General features: G+C 50.6%; 22 protein-coding genes and 1 pseudogene. 14 read left to right on the top strand and 9 right to left on the bottom strand.

The genetic code is table 11. The annotated features are described in order from the left end of the window. Positions 1-339: 339 nt before the first annotated feature. Entirely contained in the window at positions 340-708 is a 369-nt protein-coding gene (locus GW591_RS19250) for a hypothetical protein (RefSeq protein ID WP_037033751.1), read from the top strand. Then, positions 705-3,620: an FKBP-type peptidyl-prolyl cis-trans isomerase N-terminal domain-containing protein gene (locus GW591_RS19245; RefSeq protein WP_126124578.1), complete on the top strand. Its 2,916-nt coding sequence runs from the start codon at positions 705-707 to the stop codon at positions 3,618-3,620. Before GW591_RS19250 ends, GW591_RS19245 begins: the two co-directional genes overlap by 4 nt. Positions 3,621-3,687: 67 nt before the next feature. Here the strand turns inward: GW591_RS19245 and GW591_RS19240 are convergent, their stop codons facing one another. After that, complete coding sequence (locus GW591_RS19240) at positions 3,688-4,509, bottom strand: alpha/beta fold hydrolase (RefSeq protein ID WP_126124579.1); 822 nt, start codon at positions 4,507-4,509, stop codon at positions 3,688-3,690. A 327-nt stretch (positions 4,510-4,836) separates the two neighbouring features. On the opposite strand from GW591_RS19240, the gene GW591_RS19235 reads away from it, so the two are divergent. The 3 genes from GW591_RS19235 to GW591_RS19225 all read left to right on the top strand — a co-directional run bounded on the left by GW591_RS19235 (position 4,837) and on the right by GW591_RS19225 (position 7,543). Then, positions 4,837-5,478: a hydrolase gene (locus tag GW591_RS19235; protein ID WP_013573513.1), complete on the top strand. Its 642-nt coding sequence runs from the start codon at positions 4,837-4,839 to the stop codon at positions 5,476-5,478. A 62-nt stretch (positions 5,479-5,540) separates the two neighbouring features. Beyond that, a complete protein-coding gene (locus GW591_RS19230) occupies positions 5,541-5,960 on the top strand; it encodes a DoxX family protein (protein WP_013573514.1) in 420 nt (139 codons plus the stop codon). Further along, positions 5,957-7,543, top strand: a complete 1,587-nt coding sequence (locus GW591_RS19225) for an MFS transporter (RefSeq protein WP_013573515.1) — start codon at positions 5,957-5,959, stop codon at positions 7,541-7,543. Before GW591_RS19230 ends, GW591_RS19225 begins: the two co-directional genes overlap by 4 nt. A 37-nt stretch (positions 7,544-7,580) precedes the next feature. Here the strand turns inward: GW591_RS19225 and GW591_RS19220 are convergent, their stop codons facing one another. Further along, positions 7,581-8,489: a LysR family transcriptional regulator gene (locus GW591_RS19220; RefSeq protein ID WP_013573516.1), complete on the bottom strand. Its 909-nt coding sequence runs from the start codon at positions 8,487-8,489 to the stop codon at positions 7,581-7,583. 139 nt (positions 8,490-8,628) lie between these two features. Here GW591_RS19220 and GW591_RS19215 point away from each other — a divergent pair, with 139 nt between their 5' ends. Both GW591_RS19215 and cho read left to right on the top strand, forming a co-directional pair. After that, positions 8,629-8,937 carry an antibiotic biosynthesis monooxygenase gene (locus GW591_RS19215; protein ID WP_037033745.1) on the top strand — a complete coding sequence of 103 codons (309 nt, stop codon included), beginning with the start codon at positions 8,629-8,631 and terminating at the stop codon, positions 8,935-8,937. 120 nt (positions 8,938-9,057) lie between these two features. Then, positions 9,058-9,909 carry an excinuclease Cho gene (gene cho / locus GW591_RS19210; protein ID WP_119261093.1) on the top strand — a complete coding sequence of 284 codons (852 nt, stop codon included), beginning with the start codon at positions 9,058-9,060 and terminating at the stop codon, positions 9,907-9,909. Positions 9,910-9,992: 83 nt separating this feature from the next. Here cho and GW591_RS19205 read toward each other — a convergent pair whose 3' ends face one another. From GW591_RS19205 to GW591_RS19195, 3 genes are all read right to left on the bottom strand, one after another. Next, complete coding sequence (locus GW591_RS19205; protein ID WP_013573519.1) at positions 9,993-10,226, bottom strand: hypothetical protein; 234 nt, start codon at positions 10,224-10,226, stop codon at positions 9,993-9,995. Positions 10,227-10,493: 267 nt separating this feature from the next. Continuing rightward, complete coding sequence (gorA, locus tag GW591_RS19200) at positions 10,494-11,846, bottom strand: glutathione-disulfide reductase (RefSeq protein WP_112151951.1); 1,353 nt, start codon at positions 11,844-11,846, stop codon at positions 10,494-10,496. Positions 11,847-12,022: 176 nt separating this feature from the next. Next, positions 12,023-12,865 (bottom strand): 23S rRNA (adenine(2030)-N(6))-methyltransferase RlmJ, encoded by an 843-nt coding sequence (locus GW591_RS19195; protein ID WP_013573521.1) that lies wholly within the window; start codon positions 12,863-12,865, stop codon positions 12,023-12,025. A 181-nt stretch (positions 12,866-13,046) separates the two neighbouring features. Here GW591_RS19195 and prlC point away from each other — a divergent pair, with 181 nt between their 5' ends. Beyond that, a complete protein-coding gene (prlC, locus tag GW591_RS19190; RefSeq protein WP_166861252.1) occupies positions 13,047-15,107 on the top strand; it encodes an oligopeptidase A in 2,061 nt (686 codons plus the stop codon). 9 nt (positions 15,108-15,116) lie between these two features. After that, positions 15,117-15,863, top strand: a complete 747-nt coding sequence (rsmJ, locus tag GW591_RS19185; protein WP_037033739.1) for a 16S rRNA (guanine(1516)-N(2))-methyltransferase RsmJ — start codon at positions 15,117-15,119, stop codon at positions 15,861-15,863. A gap of 93 nt (positions 15,864-15,956) precedes the next feature. Here the strand turns inward: rsmJ and uspA are convergent, their stop codons facing one another. Continuing rightward, the gene (gene uspA / locus GW591_RS19180) at positions 15,957-16,397 is read right to left on the bottom strand and encodes a universal stress protein UspA (protein WP_013573524.1); all 441 of its coding nucleotides are present in this window, start codon (positions 16,395-16,397) and stop codon (positions 15,957-15,959) included. A 337-nt stretch (positions 16,398-16,734) separates the two neighbouring features. On the opposite strand from uspA, the gene uspB reads away from it, so the two are divergent. Continuing rightward, a complete protein-coding gene (gene uspB, locus GW591_RS19175) occupies positions 16,735-17,070 on the top strand; it encodes a universal stress protein UspB (protein WP_013573525.1) in 336 nt (111 codons plus the stop codon). A gap of 100 nt (positions 17,071-17,170) precedes the next feature. Here the strand turns inward: uspB and pitA are convergent, their stop codons facing one another. Continuing rightward, positions 17,171-18,676 carry an inorganic phosphate transporter PitA gene (gene pitA, locus GW591_RS19170; protein WP_013573526.1) on the bottom strand — a complete coding sequence of 502 codons (1,506 nt, stop codon included), beginning with the start codon at positions 18,674-18,676 and terminating at the stop codon, positions 17,171-17,173. 311 nt (positions 18,677-18,987) lie between these two features. Between pitA and GW591_RS19165 the strand changes: the two genes are divergently transcribed. The 3 genes and pseudogenes from GW591_RS19165 (at position 18,988) to GW591_RS19155 (ending at position 21,958) form a co-directional block, all read left to right on the top strand. Then, positions 18,988-20,187 carry a BaiN/RdsA family NAD(P)/FAD-dependent oxidoreductase gene (locus GW591_RS19165; RefSeq protein ID WP_119261094.1) on the top strand — a complete coding sequence of 400 codons (1,200 nt, stop codon included), beginning with the start codon at positions 18,988-18,990 and terminating at the stop codon, positions 20,185-20,187. Positions 20,188-20,626: 439 nt separating this feature from the next. Continuing rightward, complete coding sequence (locus GW591_RS19160) at positions 20,627-21,286, top strand: hypothetical protein (protein WP_126125287.1); 660 nt, start codon at positions 20,627-20,629, stop codon at positions 21,284-21,286. A gap of 192 nt (positions 21,287-21,478) precedes the next feature. After that, positions 21,479-21,958: pseudogene (locus GW591_RS19155) on the top strand (Hcp family type VI secretion system effector). Between the two features lie 250 nt (positions 21,959-22,208). Here GW591_RS19155 and GW591_RS19150 read toward each other — a convergent pair. Continuing rightward, entirely contained in the window at positions 22,209-22,517 is a 309-nt protein-coding gene (locus tag GW591_RS19150; RefSeq protein WP_013573528.1) for a hypothetical protein, read from the bottom strand. A gap of 41 nt (positions 22,518-22,558) precedes the next feature. Then, complete coding sequence (locus GW591_RS19145) at positions 22,559-24,214, bottom strand: methyl-accepting chemotaxis protein (protein ID WP_013573529.1); 1,656 nt, start codon at positions 24,212-24,214, stop codon at positions 22,559-22,561. A gap of 156 nt (positions 24,215-24,370) precedes the next feature. Here GW591_RS19145 and GW591_RS19140 point away from each other — a divergent pair, with 156 nt between their 5' ends. Beyond that, positions 24,371-24,613, top strand: coding sequence for a hypothetical protein (locus GW591_RS19140; RefSeq protein ID WP_013573530.1), 243 nt, complete (start codon positions 24,371-24,373; stop codon positions 24,611-24,613). Positions 24,614-24,643: the final 30 nt, after the last annotated feature.

Here is a 24,643-nt window from a genome sequence, read left to right as displayed (position 1 = left end):
AATAATCCTAATCGTGATTGAGGAGCATTCCGTTTTATCCAGAAATGTTAATTGATATTTGAGGATTTCGCGGGATTTCTGAAAAATAAATAATGATATATGTCAATTTTCACAAATTATTTATCCATTAAGACATCGTTACAACGACGAATTTTTTTCTTTTACGCATAAAAAAGAAAGGTTTTTTTCATTTTTATTAATTTAACTTATTGATTTTATTTTGTTTTTATTTGATGTGGTGTTTGCTAAATGATCATTTCAGTAAAAGTGGGTGTTCCACGGGGTATTTTGCTGGGAAAATAATGTGTTCTAGCAGTAAAACCCTACAGGATAATTCCCATGAATAAGCCTTGCTTAATGTCTTTGACTCTCATTGCGTTAATCGCATTGACTGCTTGTAGCACTAAAAATAATGTGGCTACGATAAAAGAGGTATCAGTAAATAAAAGCTCGAATAATACGTGCGTTAATGAATTCAAAGCATTACAACGTCTCTCTCCTCACGATTTTGATCTATATCAGAAGCAGTTTAATCAACTGACAAAATCTTATGATGTCTATAAAACCAATAAAGGTTTGATAAATAAAGATGCTCAGGAGATCCTGAACATAGAGCTGGATTCTAAATTAAAACTTATCTGCGCAAGAGTTAAAGGGGCGGCCTTTAAGAGCATGGACGAGCGCTCTCAGGAAGTGAATAAAATATGATGGCGCGAGTGAAGTCTTTCTTCTTAATTCTGCTCCTGATCAATATACAGGGAGCCCATGCTGAAGAACCGGTGGATGCTAACCTGGGTCTTTTGGATCAGTTGCAGAGTGAAAATTTAATTTCTGCTCCAGAACCGTCTGTTTTTGCGGAAAAAGATAAGACTTCCTCTCCGCTGATCCAGCCTCCAAAAAATATCGTCGTGCCGAAAGCCCTTGTTGAAAAACCGGTAGCGCAAAAACCGCGACCTAAACCGACGCCAGCGCCCGTCAGGAAAGCCCCTAAAGCGCTTCAGCCTGCGAGCACTCAGTCTGCACCTGCGGTGCCTGCTACTGCGAATGTCAGCGACACCCAGAAAAAGGCCAATGAGCAGCTCAAAAAATCCCTTGAGACAGCAAAATCCACGGCAGAAAAATCCCGTGATCAATACGCGGCTTTGCAAAAATCTTATGCGGATACACAAAAAGAAAATCAACAACTCCAAACGCAGATCGCGGCGTTAAAAGCCAAACCTGTGGTCATCCCGCCGTCGGCAGATCAAAAACTTGCGCAGAAAAAAACGCAGGATGAACTGAAAAAACTGCAAAATTCGCTGAAAAATACACAACAAGAAAACCAGCAGATTACCACTCAGTTGCAGAAGCTAAAGAGCAGCCAGAAACACGCTGAAAGTCTGACGGAAAAACTTTCCGTGGCGCAGACGGCGACAAAAAAATACCAGGACGAAGTGGCAGATATTCAGCAATCTTTGAAAAAGACTATGGGTGAAAATGCCCGGTTGAAAGCACAGTTAACCGCATTCAAAACCAGTCAGGACGGCTCAGTCAAAAAATCCTCCGAACAGGTAGCTGCCTCTCAATTGGCGACTAAAAAAGCCCAGAAAGAATTCGCTGCTCTGGAGGCGAGCTTTAAAAAATTAAGCAGTGAGAATACACAGCTCAAAACGCAACTCGATACCGTGAAAAAGCAATCCTCGGCACGCATCGAACAACTGGTCTCATCCGAACACGCTAACGGTAAATCTCTGGCAGAATTCGCAGTGCTGAATGCGACATTACAGCAGGCGACAGAAGAAAATCATAAGCTTAAAACGCAGTTTGAGACACTACAAAAGCAGTCGACTGCACAGGCCGATAAATTGCAGGCTTTACAAAGCACGGGCAATAAATCTCAGGCTAATGTGGTTGAGTTGCAGACGACGGCAAAACAAGCTGCTGCTGAAAATGTTCAACTGAAAACGCAGCTGGCCAGCCTGCAAAAGCAAGGCGCCAGCCAGAATGAAAAAATAGCGTTCGCTGTCGAGGCCAATAACAAATCCCTCAATGAAAATCAGCTACTGCAAAAGTCCCTTAAACAGGCCACTGATGAGAATGCGCAATTGAAATCGCAGCTTGCAGACTTGCAGAAACAGGATGCTGTACGTAATGACAAACTGTCAGTTTCAGATGCTGTGAATAAGAAATCTCAGGCTGACTACGTGGCTCTGCAGAAAACCCTCAAACAGGCGACCGATGAAAATGCCGGGTTGAAAAACCAACTGGCGGCATCGCAAAAAGAAACTGCTGCGCAGACCGGAAAATTGTCAGTGTCAGAGACGGCGGTTAAAAAATCTCAGGCCGACTATGTCGCTCTGCAGAAAATCCTGAAACAGGCCGCTGATGAGAATGCGCAAATGAAAACTCAATTGGCAGACTTGCAAAAACAGGGCACCGCACAGAATGGCAAACTGTCCGTGTATGAGGCGACCATCAAAAAGTCACAGGCTGACTATCTGGTCTTGCAGAAAAGCGTGAAACAGGCCGCTGATGAGAATGCGCAAATGAAAACCCAACTGGGAGAGTTGCAGAAACAAGGCGCGGCACAAAATGAAAAGTTGTCCGTTTCACAAGCCGCCAATAAGAAATCTCAGGCGGATTATCTGGCTTTGCAGAAAACCCTGAAACAAGCCACGGATGATAAAGCGCAACTGAGTATTCAACTGGCAGATTTGCAGAAACAGAGCGCAGCGCAGGCGGAAAAACTGGTGGCGTCTGAGGCCGCGAACAAAAAGTCGCAAAGTGATTATCAGGCGTCACAAACGGCATTATCAAAATCTTCTGAGGATGTGAAACGTCTGACAGCCCAGCTCAGCGAGAGTCAGCTGGCGGCGACCAAAGTCACTGAAGAAAAAAATAAGCTGACAGCCGAACTGGATAAAACGAAGAAAGACCTCGCCTCACACAGTATTGCTGCCGTGACGCAATCTGGCGGAGAGTTGATCAGTGATGCAGAACTTAAAACGTTGCAGGCGAAAGAAAGCAAGAAAACCGGGCGTTCTTATTCTGTCGGGTATTTGCTGGGGCAGGCCGCGAATTCAAAAATCGAGCAGGTGGTATCCGCCGGTGAGAAAATTGATCGCAATGTGATTGTTAAAGGCTTTGTTGACCGGATGAATGAGCTGTCCAGCATGTCGACTGAAGACATGCGGGAGTCGCTGAACAGTCTGGACAGTGATATCCGCTCTCGTCAGGAAAAGCAAAAAACGTCAAATGTAGAGAATAACCAGAAAATCCTCGATAAAGCGGGCAAGGCTAAAGGCGCGGTGAAAGCCAAATCTGGCTTTATTTACCAGATTACTAAGCCAGGTTCTGCACCTAAAGTGACGATGGATAAGGGCATTCGTTTGCAGATTATTGAGACGTTGGGCGACGGTAAAGTCATTGCCAGCGAAAAAGACAATAATGTGATCAGCGCGTCCGTAACGGAAATCCCTGCAGTGCTTCAGGAAGTCGTGCTGAAGCTGGGTTTGCAAGGCGAAGCGACACTGTATATTCCACCTGAACTGGCGTATGGCAAAGACGGCATTCCGGGTAAAATTCCGCCGAATTCACTTTCCATCATGAATATCAAAATATTAGGTATAAAAGACAAGTAAGAGTGGCCGCATAAAAAAAGGCAGGCGATCGTCAGATCACCTGCCTGTTTTATTTCTGCGGCCTGATTTATTTTCCGCTCAGGAATGCCAGCAAATCGTCGTTCAGTTGATCCTGATGTGTGACGGCAAAACCGTGCGGTGCGCCTTCATAGATTTTCAGTTCTGCAGTTTTAATCATTTCTGCCGCCAGCTTGCCGGTGGCTTCGAACGGCACTATCTGATCCGCGCTGCCGTGAATAACCAGCGTCGGCACGGTAATTTTCGCCATATCCGGGCGGAAATCTGTTTCAGAGAAGGCCGTGACACAATCGACGGTGCCTTTCAGCGACGCCATCAGCGCGATGTTCAGCGTCTGTGTCATCACGCCGTCGGAAACGGTCATCCCCTGATTAGTGCCGTAGAACGGCGTCGCAAAGTCGCTGATGAACTGTGCGCGGTCTTTCAGTAAACCGGCCCGGATGCCGTCAAATACTGATTTATCCACGCCCTGCGGATGATCATCCGTTTTAATAAACAGCGGGGTGACCGCGCCGAGCAATACCAGGCTGGTGACGCGTTCTGAACCGTAACGGCTGATGTAGCGGGTGACGTCGCCGCCGCCCATCGAGAAGCCGACCAGCGTAACGTCGTGCAGGTCGAGATGTTCAATCAGATCGTTGATGTCAGAGGCGAAAGTGTCGTAGTTGTAACCTTCCCATGGCTGCTCTGAACGGCCAAAACCACGACGGTCAAAAGCGATAACGCGGTAGCCGCGATCGGCCAGGAAATTCATCTGGCTGTCCCACATATCGGCATCCAGCGGCCAGCCGTGGCTGAATAACACCGGCTTACCTTTGCCCCAGTCTTTAAAATAAATTTGAGTGCCGTCTTGGGTATTGAATGTGCTCATTTTTATATTTCCTCAGCGGTTATTTGCAGGTTTTAAACAGGTTGTGTGTTGTGTTGCAAACAACATTAGGCATGGCAGGGAAATATTGATAATGGGTTATTTTTGACAAGTCGTTAAAAGATTTTGTTGCTTCTATCAGTCTGAAAGTAATAGGGATTTACGACGGTATAGAGAGGGGGGTGCCTGTCAAAAAAATCTGAACAAGTTGCCAAATTCTTTCCGCTATCCGCTTTTGATGTCCTGACCTATTGTTAATTCCAGCAGCACAACAACACAACGTGAAATACAAACACACAACCCAACAATGCACTCTGAGAGGAAATGAAAATGTCTAAATTCGATCTGCTGGACCCACAGAACTCCACCCTGATTTTCATCGACCATCAGCCACAAATGTCATTCGGCGTTGCGAATATCGATCGCCAGCAGCTTAAAAATAATACGGTCGCTCTCGCTAAAGCGGGCAAAGTTTTTAACGTGCCGGTGATTTACACCTCGGTTGAAACGGAAAGCTTCAGCGGCTATATCTGGCCGGAATTACTGGCGGTACATCCGGATGTGAAACCGATTGAGCGTACCTCAATGAACTCCTGGGAAGACGCGGCATTCGTGAAAGCTGTTGAAGCCACTGGCCGTAAGAAACTGATTATCTCTGCCCTGTGGACTGAAGTGTGTCTGACATTCCCGGCACTGATGGCGCTGAAAGAAGGGTATGAAGTGTATGTGGTGACCGATACTTCCGGCGGCACCAGCGTGGATGCACACGAACGTTCCATTGACCGTATGGTGCAGGCCGGTGCGGTGCCGGTGACCTGGCAGCAGGTTCTGCTCGAATACCAGCGCGACTGGTCACGCAAAGAGACTTACGACGATGTGATGAATCTGGTTCGCGAGCACAGCGGTGCGTACGGTATGGGCGTCGATTATGCCTACACCATGGTGCACAAAGCCCCTCAGCGCAAAGCGTAACCTTCTTCATTTATCCATTAAGCCGGAACCGTGCTCAGGCGGGTTCCGGCAGGAGAGACATCATGCGTCATGCCCCTGTTTCCCGCCTGTCGGCACCTGTTATCCCTTTCGCGGTTATCCGCTGGTTGGCCCTGCTGGCCTTGTGTGCCGCGTATCTGCAGGGCGGTATCGTCAAACTGTTCGATTTTCCCGGCGCGATTGCCGAGATGCAGCATTTCGGCTTATCGCCCGCCGCGCCCATGGCCGCAGCCGTGATTGTGCTGGAACTGGGCGCTTCAGCGCTGATTCTTTCCGGACGCTTTCGCTGGGCTGGCGCGCTGGCACTGGCACTGTTCACTTTCAGCGCCAACTTTATGGCGAATGCGTACTGGCAGGTTTCCGGCCATGAACGCGCCATGATGATGAACGGTTTCTTCGAGCACATCGGGCTGGCCGGCGCTTTTATCTATGTCGCCTGGACTGACCTTAAGGAGCGGGCATGAGCCAGAATAATGCTGCGGCCGGCGGCGCTTTTTCGCCGCTCAAACAGGGGCTGTTTGCCACGATTTGGGTGGCAACCATTCTCGGCAATACCGGCAGTTTTATGCGTGATGTGGCCAGCTCATGGTTAGTCACCGGGCTGTCATCAAACCCTGCGGCGGTGGCGCTGATGCAAACCGCAGCAACGTTGCCGATTTTTTTGCTGGCGATCCCCGCGGGTGTGCTGTCCGATATTCTTGACCGTCGCCGCCTGCTGATTTTTGTTCAGTTGTTACTGGCGGGCGTCAGCGGAACCTTGCTTCTGTTGTCGCACAATAATTTGCTGACCGTGGAATATCTGGTCGCGCTGACCTTTATCGGCGGTATCGGTGCGGCGCTGATGGGGCCAGCCTGGCAGGCGATTGTGCCGGAACTGGTGCCCCGTTCTGATTTGCGAAATGCCGTTGCCCTGAACTCGCTTGGGATTAATATTGCCCGCGCAGTAGGGCCTGCGGGCGGTGGCTTGCTGTTAGCCAGTCTCGGTGCCGGTGCGGCTTATGGCGCAGATGTGATGAGCTATGTTTTTGTGATTGGCGCATTACTGTGGTGGAAGCGTCCGGTCAAAGCGAAAAATGAATTATCAGAACACTTTCTTGGCGCGTTCCGTGCCGGGCTGCGATATGTCAAAGCCAGCCGGGAACTTCATCGTGTGCTGCTGCGTGCCGCGATTTACTTCGCTTTCGCCAGTGCGATCTGGGCGATGTTGCCGCTGATTGCCCGCAATATGCTGCACGGTACCGCCGGATTTTACGGCATCCTGCTCGGCGCAGTGGGCGTCGGTGCGATTTGCGGTGCACTGTTGCTGCCCCGTTTACGTCAGAAACTGAGTGTTGACGGGCTGGTGTTGCTTTCCGCCTTACTGTCCGCCGCCGTGATGTTGCTGCTGGCGACGTCACCGGCAAAATGGCTGGCCGTGGTGCTGATGGTGGTATTAGGGATTGGCTGGATTATCGCGCTGACATCCATGAACGGCGTGGCGCAGGCGGTGCTGCCTGACTGGGTACGTGGCCGCGGGCTGGCGGTGTACCTGATGGTATTTAACGGCGCGATGGCGGCGGGCAGCCTGTTCTGGGGATTAATCGCACAGGAAACCGGTCTGGTCGGGGCGTTATTACTCGCCGGTACCGGCCTGGTTATCGCCGCGCTGGTATGCTGGCGGCTGAAACTGCCCGCAGGCGAGGCGGATTTACAGCCTGCCGGTCACTGGGAAAATCCGGTGGTTGAAGGCGATGTGCAGGGCGACCGCGGTCCGGTGATGATCCAGATTGAATACATGATTGCACAAGAAGATCGCCCGGCGTTTCTGGCGGAAATTCGGAAACTTTCGCTGGCGCGCCGCCGTGACGGTGCTTATGCGTGGGGGATCACCGAACACAGCGATGACCCGTCGCGTCTGGTGGAATGGTTCCTGGTGGAGTCCTGGCATGAGCATTTGCGTCAGCATCAGCGTGTGTCACATGCCGATGCCGATTTACAAAGCGAAGTGACGCGTTATCACCGTGGCGAAAATAAACCTCAGGTGCATCATTATTTGTCGGTGCGTTAGTCGCCGTAAAAAGCCGCATTGTGCGGCTTTTTGTTTTTCAGGCCTGGCTGTACACCGCCGCAATGCCCTCGAAATCCTGTAAATTTTCGCGCCACCACATGGCAGCGTTGCCGGTCGCGTTTTCGTTCCAGGCCATAAAAGCCTGATCGCGGCGGGTTTCGGTATCCAGACGACGTTCAACCAGCGCACCGCTTTCGAGATGGGGGGCGGCCAGATAACGCGGCAGATAGCCACAACCCAGCCCGGCAATTTGTGCGTGAACTTTGGCGTTAAAATCATGAACGCTGAGCATTTTCTGCTCATCGAGCACGCGCAAATCCGCGCCTGTGCCATGGCGTGACGTGTCGTGAACCACCACGGCGCGATACTGACGGATTTGCTCACGCACCAGCGGTTCCGGCAGCGAGGCGAGCGGGTGATGCGGCGCGACAGCAAACACATATTCCAGCCAGCCGATCGGACGGTATTCAATGCCGCTGCGCGTCACCGGTTCCTGCACGGCACCAAATACGATGTCGGCTTCGCCATAACTCAGCGCTTCCCAGCAACCGGCCAGTACATCGTGGCGGAACAATAACTGCGTGTGCTGATGTTCTGCGTAAAAACGGTCAATCAACGGCGCAAGCAGCGCGAAGGGGACGGAAGCATCGACGCTGATGGTCAGTTTGCTTTCCCAGCCGCTTTCGACGTACTGCGCTTGTTGTTCCAGCTCACTGACGGCACGCAGCAGCACACGGCCTTTTTCCAGCATCAGACGGCCTGTTGGTGTGAATGTCGCGCGATGGCCTGAGCGGTCCAGAAGTTTGATGTTCAGGTCACTTTCCATTTTCTGCACGGTATAACTCAGTGCAGAAGCGGTTTTAAACAGTCTGGCGGCCGCTGCGGCAAAAGTGCCGTGTCTGTCCAGCGCATCCAGGATCAGCAGCGCTTCAAGGCTTAATCGCATTATTTTCCCCACCCCAAAAATTGTTTAACAACAACCCAAAATATTTCCGTTATGAATGGCCGTGTTGATTTCGTATCGTTCATGAATATAACGCAACATTCAGTTAACCAGAACAACGGTTAATCAGAAGGAACATCCTGTGACTTATCCTCATCAACCTGACCACATTACTCTGGTGATCACCCACGGCGTACAGCGGGATAAGCTGACGGAATATGAACGCTGGCTGGAACAGCTGAAGACCGATGCGGCCCGGTTTCCAGGTTATCAGAATGTAAATATCCTGCGCCCGGTGCATGGCGAAACTATCTATACCGTGCTGGTGCGGTTTGATAACGTCGATAATTTGTATCTCTGGATACAATCCGATCAGCGCGAAATCCGTGAGGCGGCATTAGCCAACTTACTGAGCGGACAGGAATATATTGAGCTGCGTACGCAGGCGTAAATCCTGACGTCCAACATTTACACCCGATTTTTTCCATAAAGGTTGAAGGCTGTATAAATCGCCAGTATTATTCGTCTGTTTTCTATACGACGTTTATCCGGTTAAAGCAGGTCAGTTATTTTGTGGAATCCCGAAAAAGAGTTTTTTACCGAGCTTTATCAGTACCCTGAACATCTTCGCCATACCTTAGAAAACTTACCCAACGGCAGCGGCGTCTATATTTTTTACGGCGACGATAATGCCTTTCCGCTGTATATCGGTAAAAGCGTGAATATCCGCAGCCGCGTGATGTCGCATTTCCGCAATCCTGCCGAAGCCAAACTTCTGCATATGACCCGCGATATTGAATTCATTGAGACGATCGGTGAAGTGGGGGCGTTACTGCTGGAATCGGATCTGATTAAAACCCGACGACCGCTGTTTAATAAGCGGCTGCGCACCGCCCGCAAGCTGTGTTCGATCCGGCTTCAGGGGCTGACGGCCAGTATTGTGTTTAGTGATGACGTGGATTTTTCTCACAGCGAAGATTTATTTGGCCTGTTTAAAACTAAAATGTCGGCAGTCGAAAAAATCCGGGATATCGCCGATCAGGAAAAGCTGTGTTACGGCGCGCTGGGGCTGGAAAAACTGGCAAAAAATCGTGCGTGTTTCCGCTTTTCACTCGGCAAATGTGCCGGTGTCTGTTGCGGTAAAGAGACGCCCGACGTCCATCAGGCGCGCCTCAGAAATGCACTCAGCACCCTGAGAATCCGCAGCTGGCCGTATCCGGGGCGCATTGCCATCGCCGAAGAAGCCAACGGGCTGACCGATTATCACGTCATCAATCACTGGTTCTATCTGGGAACGGTCAAAACGCTGGAAGACGCCAAAGCCTTCGATATTGCTGTGCAGCACTTTGACCGCGACAGTTATAAAATACTCTGTAAGCCGCTATTCGAGACGGAGAGTTCGAAAGTGATTTTGCTGGACTGAGAAAGTACAATGAAAACGAGTGAGCAGTTCGCTCACTCGTGAGAGGAGGCTATGAATCGCCTCTTTTATTCGCTTTTGTTGTATTACTTAGTTGCCAAACCGCTAAACCAGCTTGGGTGGTTTGCAAGCGCTGCGTCGAGTTCGGACCATCTGACATTCTTTGCAGTGTCACCATTTTTCAGTTTATCGATGATAATATTTCTTAACTCATCAACGTTATCCTGACTTCTGGAATACTCATTACGCCCCAACCAATCTTTTAACTCATATTCTTGAGATTTATCCAGATTAATAAATTCATTATCATTTTTAGCCATTTCATTAATTCCTTCTAATGCCAGCACAGGAATTGCGCTGTCTTTTTCTAAGATGAGGTTTTGAAACGCCGTTTTAATTAGTTAAATAACTATTTAAGTTAAGTTTTTTTTGGTTTTCTATATATCAACATGAATTCAAAAGGTTTTAATTTTAAGTTTTTTACCTTTCTTAGAAATTCATATTGAATTTCCCTGAGCTCAATGTCGAAAAGCAAAAAGGCCTGAGATCAGAAAATCTCAGGCCTTTATTTTTTACCGACTGGCGAATTAACGCATAGTAACAAACTCTTCCGCACCGGTCGGGTGGATGGCGACGGTGTTGTCGAAGTCTTTCTTGGTCGCGCCCATTTTCAGTGCGACCGCAAAGCCCTGCAACATTTCATCCATACCGTAGCCGATACCGTGGATACCGACGATTTTCTCTTCAGCACCGACGCACACCAGTTTCATGCGGCACGGCTGGCGGTGTTGAGTGACGGCAGTGTACATGGCGGTGAAAGCAGATTTGTAGACTTTCACGTTTTCTTCGCCGAACTGCTCTTTCGCCTGCGGTTCAGTCAGACCGACCGTACCGATTGGCGGGTGACTGAACACCACGGTCGCAATGTTGCTGTAATCCAGATGTTCGTCAGGTTTGTTGTTAAACAGACGCTCAGACAGACGACGACCCGCAGCAACGGCAACCGGAGTCAGTTCAACGGCACCGGTATTATCGCCAACGGCGTAAATCCCGTTTACGCTGGTGTTCTGGAACTTATCGACGACGATGTAACCTTTTTCGTTGGTTTTCACGCCGGTCGCTTTCAGATTGAAGTTATCGGTTTCCGGTTCGCGGCCAATCGCCCAGACCAGGCTGTCGACTTCAAATTCCTGACCGTTTTCCAGCTTAAGCGTCAGGCTGCCGTCGGCATTTTTCACCACTTCTTTCGGAATGGATTCTTTATGCAGCGCCGGGCCTTCGGTTTCCATCACTTCCACCAGCGTTTCAACGATCAGCGGATCGAAAGTCCGCAGCGGCGCGTGTTTACGCACGAACAGGTGAGTTTCAGCACCCAGCGCGTTCATCACACCGGCGATTTCTACCGCGATATAACCTGCGCCAACCACTGCAACGCGTTTTGGCATTTCGGTCAGATCGAAGAAACCGTCTGAATCAATGCCGTATTCTGCACCCGGAATATCCGGATGGCTCGGGCGTCCGCCGGTAGCGATCAGGATGTGATCTGCCGTGATCTTCTCACCGTTCACTTCCACAGTATGATCGTCAACGAAACGGGCGAAGCCTTTGATCACATCAACGTTATTTTTGCCCAGCACGTTATCGTACGAGGTATGGATACGGTCGATGTAGGCGGTACGGTTGGCGACCAGCGTTTTCCAGTTGAAGCTGTTCACGGTGGTATCAAAGCCGTAATCCGGGCCGTAGTTGCGGATCGCTTCAGCGATTTGCGCGGCATGCCACATCACTTTTTTCGGGACACAACCCACGTTGACGCACGTGCCGCCCAGCTCTTTAGCTTCGATCAGCGCACATTTTTTCCCATACATGGCTGCACGGTTGATTGATGCGATACCGCCGCTGCCGCCGCCAATTGCCAGATAGTCATAATGTTTGGTCATCGGATTTTCCATGAGTTGTCAAAAATGAAGAACGCCATACCGGCGTCGCTAATCTTAAAAATTGCTTGTGAGTTTAGCGCGTGAATGCGTTTTGTCGCAAAGTTTGGATCGATGGCTGCAATAGGTTTGATAGCTGAGACCTTAGAAAAAGGCCTCAGCGAAGGGAAATTCTTTACTTACTCAGGCACTACCCAGTTCACCGTGGTGTGACCGGTACCGGAAGGCACCAGCACTTTGAGCAGCCACGGCAGTACGTTGTTCATCTGCTGCTCGAGCTTCCATGGCGGGTTAATCACGATCATGCCGGAAGCGGTCATGCCGCGCTGATCGCTGTCCGGGCGCACGCCCAGTTCGATTTGCAGAATACGGCGGATGCCGGTTGCTTCGAGATCACGCAGCATTTTCTTAATTTGCTGGCGCATCACCACCGGATACCACAACGCGTAAGTGCCGGTGGCAAAACGTTTGTAGCCTTCCTGAATGCCTTTTACCACATCCTGATAATCGGTTTTCATTTCGTACGGCGGGTCCATCAGGATCAGCCCGCGACGTGAAGGTGGTGGCAACTGGGCTTTCAACTGCTGATAACCGTCGGCACGCGCAACGCGGGTACGGTCATCTTTCTGGAATTCACTGCGCAGCAGCGGGAAATCGCTCGGGTGCAGTTCGGTCAGGTGCAGCTTGTCGTCTTCGCGCAGCAACTGACGGGCAATCAGCGGTGAACCCGGGTAATAACGCAGGTTCTCGTTGCGGTTGAAGTGATTGACGACCGACATATACGCCGCCAGTTCTTCAGGAATATCGTCCCGCTGCCAGATGCGCGCGATGCCTTCCAGATATTCGCCAGTACGTTCGGCATGTTCGCCGCTCAGCTGATAACGCCCGGCACCCGCGTGGGTGTCGAGATAAAGGAAGGGCTTTTCTTTTTCTTTCAGAGATTCAATGATCAGGCTCTGAACGGTGTGTTTCAGTACGTCGGCATGGTTGCCGGCGTGAAAACTGTGGCGGTAACTCAACATGTGCGGCTTCTCCTGCGGCTTCGCGGCATTATCCATTAAAGACTATCCCGCCGCCACCCATTGATTTCCCCGTAACTTGACCGCATGTTAGAAGTTACGTCATCTTTAAGACGACCCGAATTCACGGCGTGGTGCGCCACAGGCGCATCAGCCACAAACGCTATTACGAAGGACTGGCCCTATGACTGAACAGCAAAACGCGTCGAATCCGCTCTTAAAACCGTTCTCCCTGCCTCCTTTCTCTGCGATCAAGCCTGAACATATTGTCCCTGCGATGAAATCCGCTATCGAAGAAAGCCGTCAGACGATCGAACGTGTTGTCGCGCAGGGCGCGCCTTATACCTGGGAAAATCTCTGTCAGCCGCTGGCCGAAAGTGATGACCGCCTGAGCCGCATCTGGTCGCCGGTGGGGCATCTCAATGCCGTAAAAAACAGCCCGGAACTGCGTGAAGCTTACGAGCAGTGCCTGCCGATTCTGTCTGAATTCAGCACCTGGACCGGGCAGCACGCCGGTTTGTATCAGGCCTACCGCGATTTAAAAGACAGCGAACATTTCAGCACGCTGTCCGTGGCACAGAAAAAAGCCATTGATAACGCGCTGCGTGATTTTGAGCTGTCCGGCATTGGTTTGCCGATGGAAAAACAAAAGCGCTATGGCGAAATTTCCGCGCGTCTGTCTGAGCTGGGTTCGACCTACAGCAACAACGTGCTCGACGCCACGATGGGCTGGAGCAAACTCATCTCTGATGAGAATGACCTGAAAGGTCTGCCGGAAAGTGCGCTGGCCGCCGCGAAAGCGCTGGCAGAATCGAAAGAGCAGGAAGGCTGGCTGTTGACGCTGGATATCCCGAGCTATCTGCCGGTGATCACCTATGGCGAAAACCGTGAACTGCGTGAAGAGATGTACCGCGCATTTGCTACCCGCGCCTCCGATCAGGGTCCGAATGCCGGTAAGTGGGACAACAGTGAAGTCATGGCCGAAGAACTGGCGCTGCGTCACGAACTGGCTCAGTTGTTAGGTTTTGATTCTTTCGCGGATATGTCTCTCGCCACCAAAATGGCCGAAAGCCCGAAACAGGTGATCGACTTCCTGAGCGGTCTGGCAACCCGTGCGCGTCCGCAGGGCGAGCAGGAACTGGCCCAACTGCGTGCTTTCGCCAAAGAACATTTCGGTGTGGACGAAATGGAAGCCTGGGATTTGCCGTTCTACGGCGAAAAACAGAAACAGCATCTGTTCTCCATCAACGACGAACAGTTACGTCCTTACTTCCCTGAGCAGCGTGCGCTGGAAGGGCTGTTTGAAGTGGTGAAACGCATTTACGGCATCACCGCCAAAGAACGTAAAGACGTAGAAACCTGGCATAAAGACGTGCGTTTCTTCGACCTGTTCGATGAAACCGGCGACCTGCGCGGCAGCTTCTATCTCGACCTGTATGCCCGCGAACACAAACGCGGTGGCGCATGGATGAACGACTGCGTTGGCAGCATGCGTAAAGCCGACGGCGAACTGCAAAAACCGGTCGCGTACCTGACCTGTAACTTTAACGGTCCGGTCGGCAACAAACCGGCGCTGTTTACCCATAACGAAGTCACGACGCTGTTCCATGAATTCGGTCACGGCCTGCATCATATGCTGACCCGCATCGACACGCCGGGAGTCGCCGGTATTGCCGGTGTGCCGTGGGATGCTGTCGAGCTGCCAAGCCAGTTTATGGAAAACTGGTGCTGGGAGCCGGACGCACTGGCGTTTATCTCCGGTCATTTCGAAACCGGCGAACCGTTGCCGAAAGAGATGCTGGATAAAATGCTGGCGGCGAAAAACTATCAGGCGGCGTTGTTTATCCTGCGTCAGCTGGAATTCGGCCTGTTCGATTTCCGTATGCATGCGGAATATGACCCGGCTAAAGGCGCGCAAATCCTGCAAACGCTGGCTGAAATCAAGAAACAGGTTGCCGTGGTGCCGTCACCTTCATGGGGCCGGTTCCCGCATGCCTTCAGCCACATCTTTGCAGGCGGTTATGCGGCCGGTTACTACAGCTATCTGTGGGCGGAAGTGCTGTCTGCAGATGCCTATTCCCGCTTTGAAGAAGAAGGGATTTTCAACCGCGAAACCGGTCAGTCGTTCCTGGATAACATTCTGTCGCGCGGCGGTTCCGAAGAGCCTATGGAGCTGTTCAAACGCTTCCGCGGGCGTGAGCCGCAGCTGGATGCTATGCTGCGCCACTACGGAATCAAAGGATAACCTCTGCCTGTGAGTGTGTGTTTACTGTGTGAAGAAGGCGCCGATGAAGGCGCCTTATCTGTTCTGGCGCAGCGCTGGAATCTGACGTCTGACCCGGATGCTGTGATGGCACTGGTGCTGACGCCTGAACGTCTGGAATTACGTAAACGTGATGAGCCAAAACTCGGCGCGATTTATGTCGATTTTGTCGGCGGCACGATGGCGCATCGTCGCAAATTTGGCGGCGGGCGCGGTGAAGCGGTGGCCAAAGCTGTCGGCATCAAGGGGCGCTATCTGCCGGATGTCGTCGACGCGACCGCCGGGCTGGGCCGCGATGCGTTTGTGCTGGCTTCTCTGGGTTGCAAAGTGCGGATGCTGGAACGTAATCCGGTGGTCGCGGCACTGCTTGATGATGGGCTGGCGCGGGGTTATCGCGATGCAGAAATTGGCCCGTGGCTGCGCGAGCGTATGACGCTGCTGCACGTCTCAAGCCTGACGGCGCTTGCTGAGCTTTCGCCAAAGCCGGAAGTGGTGTATCTCGACCCGATGTATCCGCACAAACAGAAAAGTGCGCTGGTGAAGAAAGAGATGCGCGTGTTTCAGGGACTGGTTGGCCCGGACGAAGATGCCGATGGCCTGCTGGAACCGGCACGCCGTTTAGCGACCAAACGTATTGTGGTGAAACGCCCGGATTATGCGCCGCCGATGGCCGACATCCCCGCACAGGCCGCCGTGGTGACCAAGAGCCACCGGTTTGATATCTATACGCCGTTATAGAAAGCCGCTGCTGTAACGTCTTTCCACTACTGTCATAAAAAAAAGCCCGCAGGTGAAAACCAGCGGGCTTTTTTAAATTAACAACAACGCCTCTTATTCTTCTTCTTCCTCATCGCGCAACGGCACGATCAGCATGTCGATATGAACGGTGTTGATTAGCTGGCGTGCGGAGGACATCAGTTTGCTCCAGAAATCCTGGTGATGGCCGCACAGTACTAAGTCCATGCCATATTTGTTGATGGCATCCACCAGCACCTGCGCTAAATCACCGCTGCCGCTCAGGGTTTCTGAAATCGGATAGCCGGCATTTTGCGACAGTTCGTTCAACGCGTGATGCGTTTCTTCGGAAATACGTTTCTGCATGTCACCCAGATTAACGTCGATCAGACCGGTATACAGGTCGGAATAGTTTACATCAACGTGGATCAGGGACACTTTGGCGTTATACGGACGCGCCATGGAAACGGCTTTCTCGACCAGAACTTTGCTCTCCGGTGACAAGTCCACAGCAATAAGTATGTGTTTGTAAGCCATAAGAAAACTCCTTCCATAAGTCGGTTAATAGCAATATCAGCATCATGCAAAACTCATGACTTCAGTATAGCGCCAAAAGGGTTAAATAAATCAAGCATACAGATCCCATTTCCGTTTCCGGCTATGTATAGATATAAATAATATGAACAGTTACGGATTCGTTTCCTACACTGAATAATGCAGGCGTCTCCTGTTTTGGCAATCTTCTGTGATAGGGCAAGAGGGCGGGCGAACGTAGCCCGGGGGTGTGAAATTGCGGAAAGGCAGGGCGAAACGCCGGGTGTGTGCCAGCACGACGGGCGCATTGCGCGGTGTCAGTTCGCCTTGAGGGGGAATCATGATCAGTCCCGTTGCGCTGTTTTGGGCTTTATGTTTTGTGTGTGTAGTGAATATGCTGCGCTATTACTCTTCTTTGCGCGCATTGCTGGTGGTTCTGCGAGGGTGTGATCCGCTGCTGTATCAGTACGTTGATGGAGGAGGGTTTTTTACGTCTCACGGTCAGCCCAGCAAGCAAATAAGGTTGGTACGCTATATTTATGCTCAGCGCTACGTTGAACATCACGATCCTGAGTTTATCCGCCGTTGTGAACGGGTTCGCGGTCAGTTTATCCTGACAACAGCATTGGTCGGTTTAATATTAATCAGTATGTTAGCCATGCTGATTTGGTATTAGAAACGGAAAGAAACGCGAGGGAGGATGCGTGAAAAAGGAAACAAAAAAGGCGACCTGCTGAGCAAGGTCGCCTTTTTATTTCATGCCGGTCAGACAATCATCAGATCAGCTTCAGTGCAATCCAGTACAGGACACCGGAGAGCACAATCGACACAGGCAGGGTTAAGACCCACGCCATCGCGATGTTTTTCACGGTTTTCGACTGCACACCGCCACCATCGACAATCATGGTTCCTGCGACCGCAGAAGACAGCACGTGCGTGGTGGATACCGGCATGCCGGTATAGCTGGCTACGCCGATGGAGACCGCCGCCGTGAGCTGTGCAGACAGACCCTGTGCGTAAGTCATGCCTTTCTTACCAATCTTCTCACCGATAGTGGTTGCGACACGTTTCCAGCCAATCATCGTACCCAGCGCCAGTGCCAGTGCCACAGCGATAATGATCCAGATAGGCGCGTATTCAACGGTTTGCAGAATGTCTGTTTTCAGCTCGCCGAGGAAGCGTTTGTCTGCAGGAGAGGTTTCCGGCAGCTTGGCCACTTTATCCGCAGTATCAGAAACACACATCAGCAGGCGACGCATATGGCTGCGTTCTTCCGGTGCCAGGTCGCTGTAAGACTGAAGATTGGTCAGCAGGGTTTGCGCGCGGCCGATAGCGTCAAGTGCGTGGCTGCTGTCGCAGTGGAACACTTTAGGCTCATCGGTCGGTGCGATATTGACGTCCGGTGCCGGCACTATTGGCGTCTGTGCAACCACGTGCGGCACGGCATCAACATGTTGCTGATAATACTGGCCGAGGTGTGTCACGGCGTCGCGGGTACGGGTAATGTCGTAACCGGTCGCGTTCATATTCACCACAAAACCGGCTGGCGCCACGCCAATCAGCACCAGCATGATCAGACCGATACCCTTCTGACCATCGTTAGCGCCGTGAGAGAAACTCACGCCGATAGCCGACAGAATCAGACCTGTACGTGTCCAGAATGGCGGTTTTTTCTTGCCGTCTTTCTTCTCACGTTCCGCCGGTGTCAGGTGGATACGGGCATGTTTCTTATTGCCACTCCAGTAACGGCGCAGCAGGAAAATCATGGTACCGGCGATAATCATCCCGACCAGCGGAGAGATAATCAGCGAAGCAAAAATACCAATCATTTTAGGGATGTTTAACGCATCGACCACGGAAGTGTGAGTCATTAATGCATTGGTCAGCCCTACGCCAATGATGGCGCCGATAAGGGTGTGGGAGCTGGACGCCGGCAGGCCGAAATACCAGGTACCGAGGTTCCAGATGATCGCCGCCAGTAACATAGAGAACACCATGGCAAGGCCATGAGCAGAACCCACATTGAGCAGCAAATCGGTTGGCAGTAAATGAACGATGGCATAGGCCACACTCAAACCACCGAGCAGGACGCCAAAGAAGTTAAATACCCCTGCCATCACGACCGCTAATTGCGAACGCATTGCCCGGGTATAGATGACGGTTGCCACTGCGTTGGCCGTATCATGAAAACCGTTAATGGCTTCATAGAACAGAACAAACAGTAACGCGAGAATCAATAACGAACCGGTATGAATATCCAATCCGGCAAATAGATGCAGCATAATTGTTACGCCAGTTAGTGGTCATGAACGCCGCGCATTATCTGCGAGAACAGGGGGACGGGAAAAGGAAAATATGACATTTTTTTGACTAAAAACAGTTCAATGTTTGGCTTTATTTCAATTAAGTATTTATCTATCAATATGTTATTCCTCCTTTGAACGCAGAAACATTTACTTACGACGTCCGGCAAGCAGTCTGTCTGGCTGGTTTAACAGCCCTCCGTCCCTTACAATCCGCGACTCAAAGCCCCGGTTAACAGGGCAAACCTTATCTAAAACGTAGTTGAATTTCCGGAAAAGAGAGGCCAAAAGTGGAACAGGTTGATGTGGTAGTCATTGGTGCAGGTGCGGCAGGCATGTTCTGCGCAGCACAGGCCGGACAGGGTGGCTGCCGTGTTCTGCTGCTGGATAACGGCAAAAAAACCGGGCGAAAAATTCTGATGTCAGGCGGCGGACGCTGCAATTTCACCAACCTTTATGCCGAACCCGCTGCCTATCTTTCCGAAAACCCGCATTTCTGTAAATCCGCGCTGGCGCGTTACACCCAGTGGGATTTCATCGATATGGTCAACCGTTACGGCATCGCCTGGCACGAGAAAACGCTCGGGCAGCTATTCTGCGACGACTCGGCGCAGCAAATCGTCACCATGCTCGATAAAGAATGCGAGCAGGGCAATGTCGATGTGCGCTTGCGCAGCGAGATTTCCGACGTGCAGAAAACCGAAAATGGCTTTGTTATCAAAGTGAATGGCTCAACTGTAAGCACTCACTCACTTGTTATTGCCAGCGGCGGGCTTTCCATGCCAGGGCTGGGCGCGACACCCTTCGGTTACCGTCTGGCGGAACAGTTTGGCCTGAAAGTACTGCCGACCCGCGCCGGTCTGGTGCCATTTACCCTGCACAAGCCGCTGCTCGATCACTTGCAGACGCTTTCCGGGGTGTCAGTCCCGGCGGTGCTCACTGCTGAAGACGGCACTGTCTTCCGTGAAAGCATTCTTTTTACCCATCGTGGCATGTCCGGCCCGGCCGTTTTACAGCTTTCCAGTTACTGGCAGCCTGGCGAGTTTGTGAGCGTTAACTTACTTCCTGATGTCGATCTGGCGGCGTTTCTGAATGCACAGCGTCAGGAACACCCAAATCAGAGTCTGAAAAACACGCTGGCAATGCAACTGCCGAAGCGTCTGGTCGAATGTCTGCAAACGCTGGGGCAATTGCCGGACGTGACGCTGAAACAGCTGAACGTGCCGCAGCAGGCCGAACTGGTTGAGCAACTGCAAAACTGGCAGGTACAGCCGAACGGCACCGAAGGTTACCGCACGGCGGAAGTCACACTCGGCGGCGTCGATACCAAAGAATTATCTTCAAAAACGATGGCGGCAGCGAAAGTCCCCGGCCTGTATTTTATCGGCGAAGTGGTGGATGTGACCGGCTGGCTGGGCGGATACAATTTCCAGTGGGCATGGAGCTCGGCGTGGGCATGTGCGCAGGATCTGGTGGCTGTTCTGGAATAATACAGACGGTGATCTGAATAAATAGTTTGTGATCTAACCTGAATTTGAGACATTAAAGTTCGTGATCTAGAGCACCTCTACAAAAAATCTAATTTTGATGTCAAACAGGACAATCTCCCCCCTCAAAAGCAGAAAAACACTACATATGGTAGCAGTCGCAGATGGGCGGCATAGCATATGTAGTGTTTAGCGAACGGTTCACGCTGGTGGCATGAGGAAGTTGGGCAGTCTGGGTATAAAGCCCAATTCGGAAAAACTCTATTACGCAGCCTGCCCGTAAACCCGAATCTCACCGGCGAGCAAGGCCGCTGGGGAAATCACAGTGCATCATGAAGCGGGGAGGGCCGGCATGTATAAAGACGAAGCCTCTTTTAATATATCCACTGCCGAAGGGGGAGTATACTCACACGCTGGGAACTGGCTAATAAAAGGAATTAGCATGAGCAATTATGAGGAAATCGCCACACGCATTGCCGATATCATTATTTCACCTGACTCAGTATTAGGGTTTGTTCACGGTGCGCTCTCCGTACCCGTCGATCTTGGATATATGGCTTATGGTGTATTTGACACTGATTCACATTACGCCCACGAAACACAAACCATTAGAATCATCCATGCAATCAAAAATGGAATCCTCAATTATGATCGGATTCTAGACGCGATAAAGACGGTTTTCGAAAAGTTTGATAAATACGTTTCAGAAAGCAAACAAAACAAAATATACAGCCGGTCTTTATTTTCAATAATAGGTCGCACTGCAACTAACTCTGTAATTTCAGCAAAAATAGCCACGGCGATTGCTCAGCGTGCTGGATTGGCAGTCACAGTGCGGGGTGGTCTTGTTGGTAATTTATTGCTGATAGGTGGAATGAAAGAACGCTGTATCAGAACATCAGAAGCTCTCAGCATAGACGAACCTGAAATATATGGCGAGTTGCGAAAAAAAGATTATGACTTACTCTACTTTATGTTTGAACCGGCACTCAAGCCCTTTGTGGATGCTCTGATCGTAAGACGACAACAGGGAATGCTAGCGTTTGATAACATACTGGAACGTGTTGAATCAAAATTGAGTGGATCTCATGGGGTTAATTAAAGGCTCACTAGGCGCGTTTGCCGGTTCGATAGCTGTTTGGCTGTCTTTCTATTTCATTTTCCATTTTGACACATGGACAATGAGGTTGATTTCTATTTTTACTCTCAATGCTTGTATTTATCTTGTGGCAAAATTTTTAGACAAAAAATTTCCATGTGATTAATACAGTCGCTTAAATTATAAGGATGTAAAATGTCAAATCCAGCATATTTATGGTTAACTGATGAAAATGGATCACCCGTTATAGGTGGATCTTTAGTTTCTGGTCGAGTAGGAGCCATAGAATTAAAGTCGTTGACTCATAATGTACAGATCCCAACCGACTCAAATACGGGACGACTAACGGGAACACGGGTACATTCACCTTTATCATTTCAAAAGTAATTTGATAAGGTTACACCGCTTTTATACAAAGGACTGAGCCAGGGGCTTACCATGAAATCCGCAACATTTAAGATGTACCAGATTTTAGATGCAGGCATCGAATCCGAGTATTTTAATATAATACTGGAAAATGTAAAAATAACTTCTATTACGCCGAACCTATATCAAGGCGGTCAGACGGGAACGCATTTTGAAACAATCCAAATGCGCTATGAAGTTATTACGTGGAAGTGTTGCGAGGGCAATATTATATTTAAAGATTCGTGGAATAACCGCTGGGTTGCATAAGCAGGCGCACTCCACTTTATAGGGCAAGATGTCTATCCCCACTGTGGTCTCTGAACACAATTTGTGTACAAAGTTTATTGTTCCAAGACAGTGGCTGTTCGTGGCAGTTAAAACTATTTATTCCATATCGTCATCATGAGGTGCTGTTTGCGCGGTGAATTAAAAATCCCCCTGAAGGAGCAAGTGATCCTTCAGGGGAAAGATTAAAAAATACCCCGTGCCGCGTTACCGTATCCCCGGTAACACATTCTCAGGACAAAAAACCTTTCAAATTTTCCAGCATGTTGGTCATCATGCCGAAGGCCATATTTACGCTGTGAATGCTGTAATACAGCGTAATATCATTGCGCATCAGGTATGTTTCAAAACGCTTATCTGCCAGCACCGCCTGAACTTCCAGACTGCGATCGCGAAAATGGCGGCAGTTATTAATGTACAAATCCAGCGACCGGTATTCTCCCGTAGCAAGCTGATTCACCAGCGCCGCCATCTGTTCGAAGCTCTCTACCAGCGCCCTGTGTTTTTCCAGATGGCCGGTATGCTCCTGAAGATTTTCCATAATGACGTTCTCCCGGTAATAAGACGACGGTAAAAGCCTGATCAGAAGCTTTGCCAGTCGGCCTCATTGGCTGAGAGTGCCCCCGGCTTTTCCTTGCGTGGAAGGGCGGCAAGTGCCTGCGCCGGTTTTGCCAGGGACTGATGCTGAGCCGTGGCGTTGCTGAGGTGGAATTCGCCGACCAGTCTCGCCAGGCCATCCGCCTGATCCTGCAACGAGCGCGAGGCTGAAGAGGCTTCTTCAACCAGCGCGGCGTTCTGCTGGGTCACGTCATCCATCTGATTGACCGCCTGATGCACCTGAGAAATTCCCTGACTCTGTTCTGTTGCCGCTGCGGCAATCTCGTTGACCAAATCAGTCACCTGACGGATGGCATTACCCATGGAGTTCATGTTCTCGCCGACATCGCCCGCCTGATGGGCACCGGCTTCGATCAGGCTGTAGGAAAGGTCGATCAGTTCTTTTATCTCACGCGCGGCAGTGGTCGAACGTTGTGAAAGATTTCTGACTTCACCGGCAACAACAGCAAAGCCTTTACCGTGCTCACCGGCTCGTGCCGCTTCTACGGCAGCATTTAACGCCAGAATATTGGTCTGGAAGGCGATGCCTTCGATAAGCGTGATGATCTCAGTGACTTTGCGCGAACTGCTGCGGATATCACCCATCGTACCCAGCATCGTCTCAAGTGATGATGCACTTTTCTCCGACAGCGCATTCATGTTACCCGCCAGCTGGCTGGCCTGACGCGTGTTGTCAGCCGTCTGGCGAACCGTCTCACTGAGCTCGGTCATGCTGGCGGCCGTTTGTTCCAGAGAGGCCGCTTGCTGCTCGGTGCGCGAGGAGAGATCTTCGTTACCGGCCGCGATTTGTGCCGAGGCGCTGCTGACGGACTGGGAAGCCGCGCTCACAGACAGCAGCGCTCCGGATACGCGTTGCATCAGGTTGTTGAACGCGCGGGCCATGTTGCCCACTTCATCATGACGGCTGTCATCGGCGCTCACTGTCAGATCAAGCCGCTCGCTGGCAACGGCCATAATCCCCCCGATGTCCAGCAGGCTTTTTCGTACCCGACGGATGGTGGCCAGTGCAAGGGATCCCAACAGCAGGATAATGATCGTTACGCTGCCGCCCATTCCCCACAGTGTGGTGCTGAAAATGCTGTGGTTGGTGGCCCGCAGCTCCTCACCAATGTTGATATTTAAGGTAAGCTGCTTTCGGTAATCGGAGATGAGCTGACGGATAGCCCCGCCGATGCTGTCATCGCCCTCAATCATTGCCAGAGTGACCTCGTCCTGATGCGCCCGTGAAGAGGTCAGAAAGGCGGGAAGCGCCTCCTCCACTTTACGAATATTGTCGAAAGCCACGTGCGTCAGCCTTTCATCTTCAGCATCTGAGATGTCGTGCTGCAGATAATAATCTGTCAGCGTTTTTAACCCGGTAATCTGTTGCTGAATGCGGGTTTCTACTTCAGGCATTTTGCTGTTATCAGTCTGGCTCTGATGTTTATAGAGGGTGAGAGAAAGCTTATTGCTTTGATCAATAAGATTATTGAGATCCTTAATTGAAGGGATCGTATTGACCTGAACATATTCAAACCGGTTCTGGAAACCCGAAATCAACATGATCGCGACGATGCCCATTGTGATAAGGGCCGCAGAAAGCAGCGAGAACGTCAGTAAAAGACGCTGTGTGATGTTCATATTTTCCCCTGATTTTAAAAGTCCCGCCTTCAGGAAAGCGGCAGGATGTGAATCAAGGTTATCGGCAAATGTTGCATCAACATTAATTAAATTGATCTAATTCAACAATTTACGTTAATTCAATGTTCGTGATGTGAATGTTTAAAGTGATTTTTTATGCATTTAAAGAAATTTTTCATTCTCATTGAGTCGGTTTTTGAATTATTCCCGAAGGGGCAGGAAGGTTTGTTGAAAAGAACATCAGGAACACAGCAATTTCTCATTGAAAAGCGCGAAGAAATAACCCAGTCTGCGGCCTGCACTGCGCCATCCGGCATGTCTCTTTCTCTGTCACAAGGTCATCTGATGTTTACCCATAATTGTTACCGTGCTATTGCGCTGTATAAATCAATGAAATGAAAAGAATGACGGGACGATTTACCGGTTTAA

Origin of the sequence: Rahnella aceris (assembly GCF_011684115.1) — a bacterium.
Classification (GTDB): domain Bacteria; phylum Pseudomonadota; class Gammaproteobacteria; order Enterobacterales; family Enterobacteriaceae; genus Rahnella; species Rahnella aceris.
Note: the sequence above shows the minus strand (reverse complement) of the source record. Positions and strands in the feature narration are given on the sequence as shown.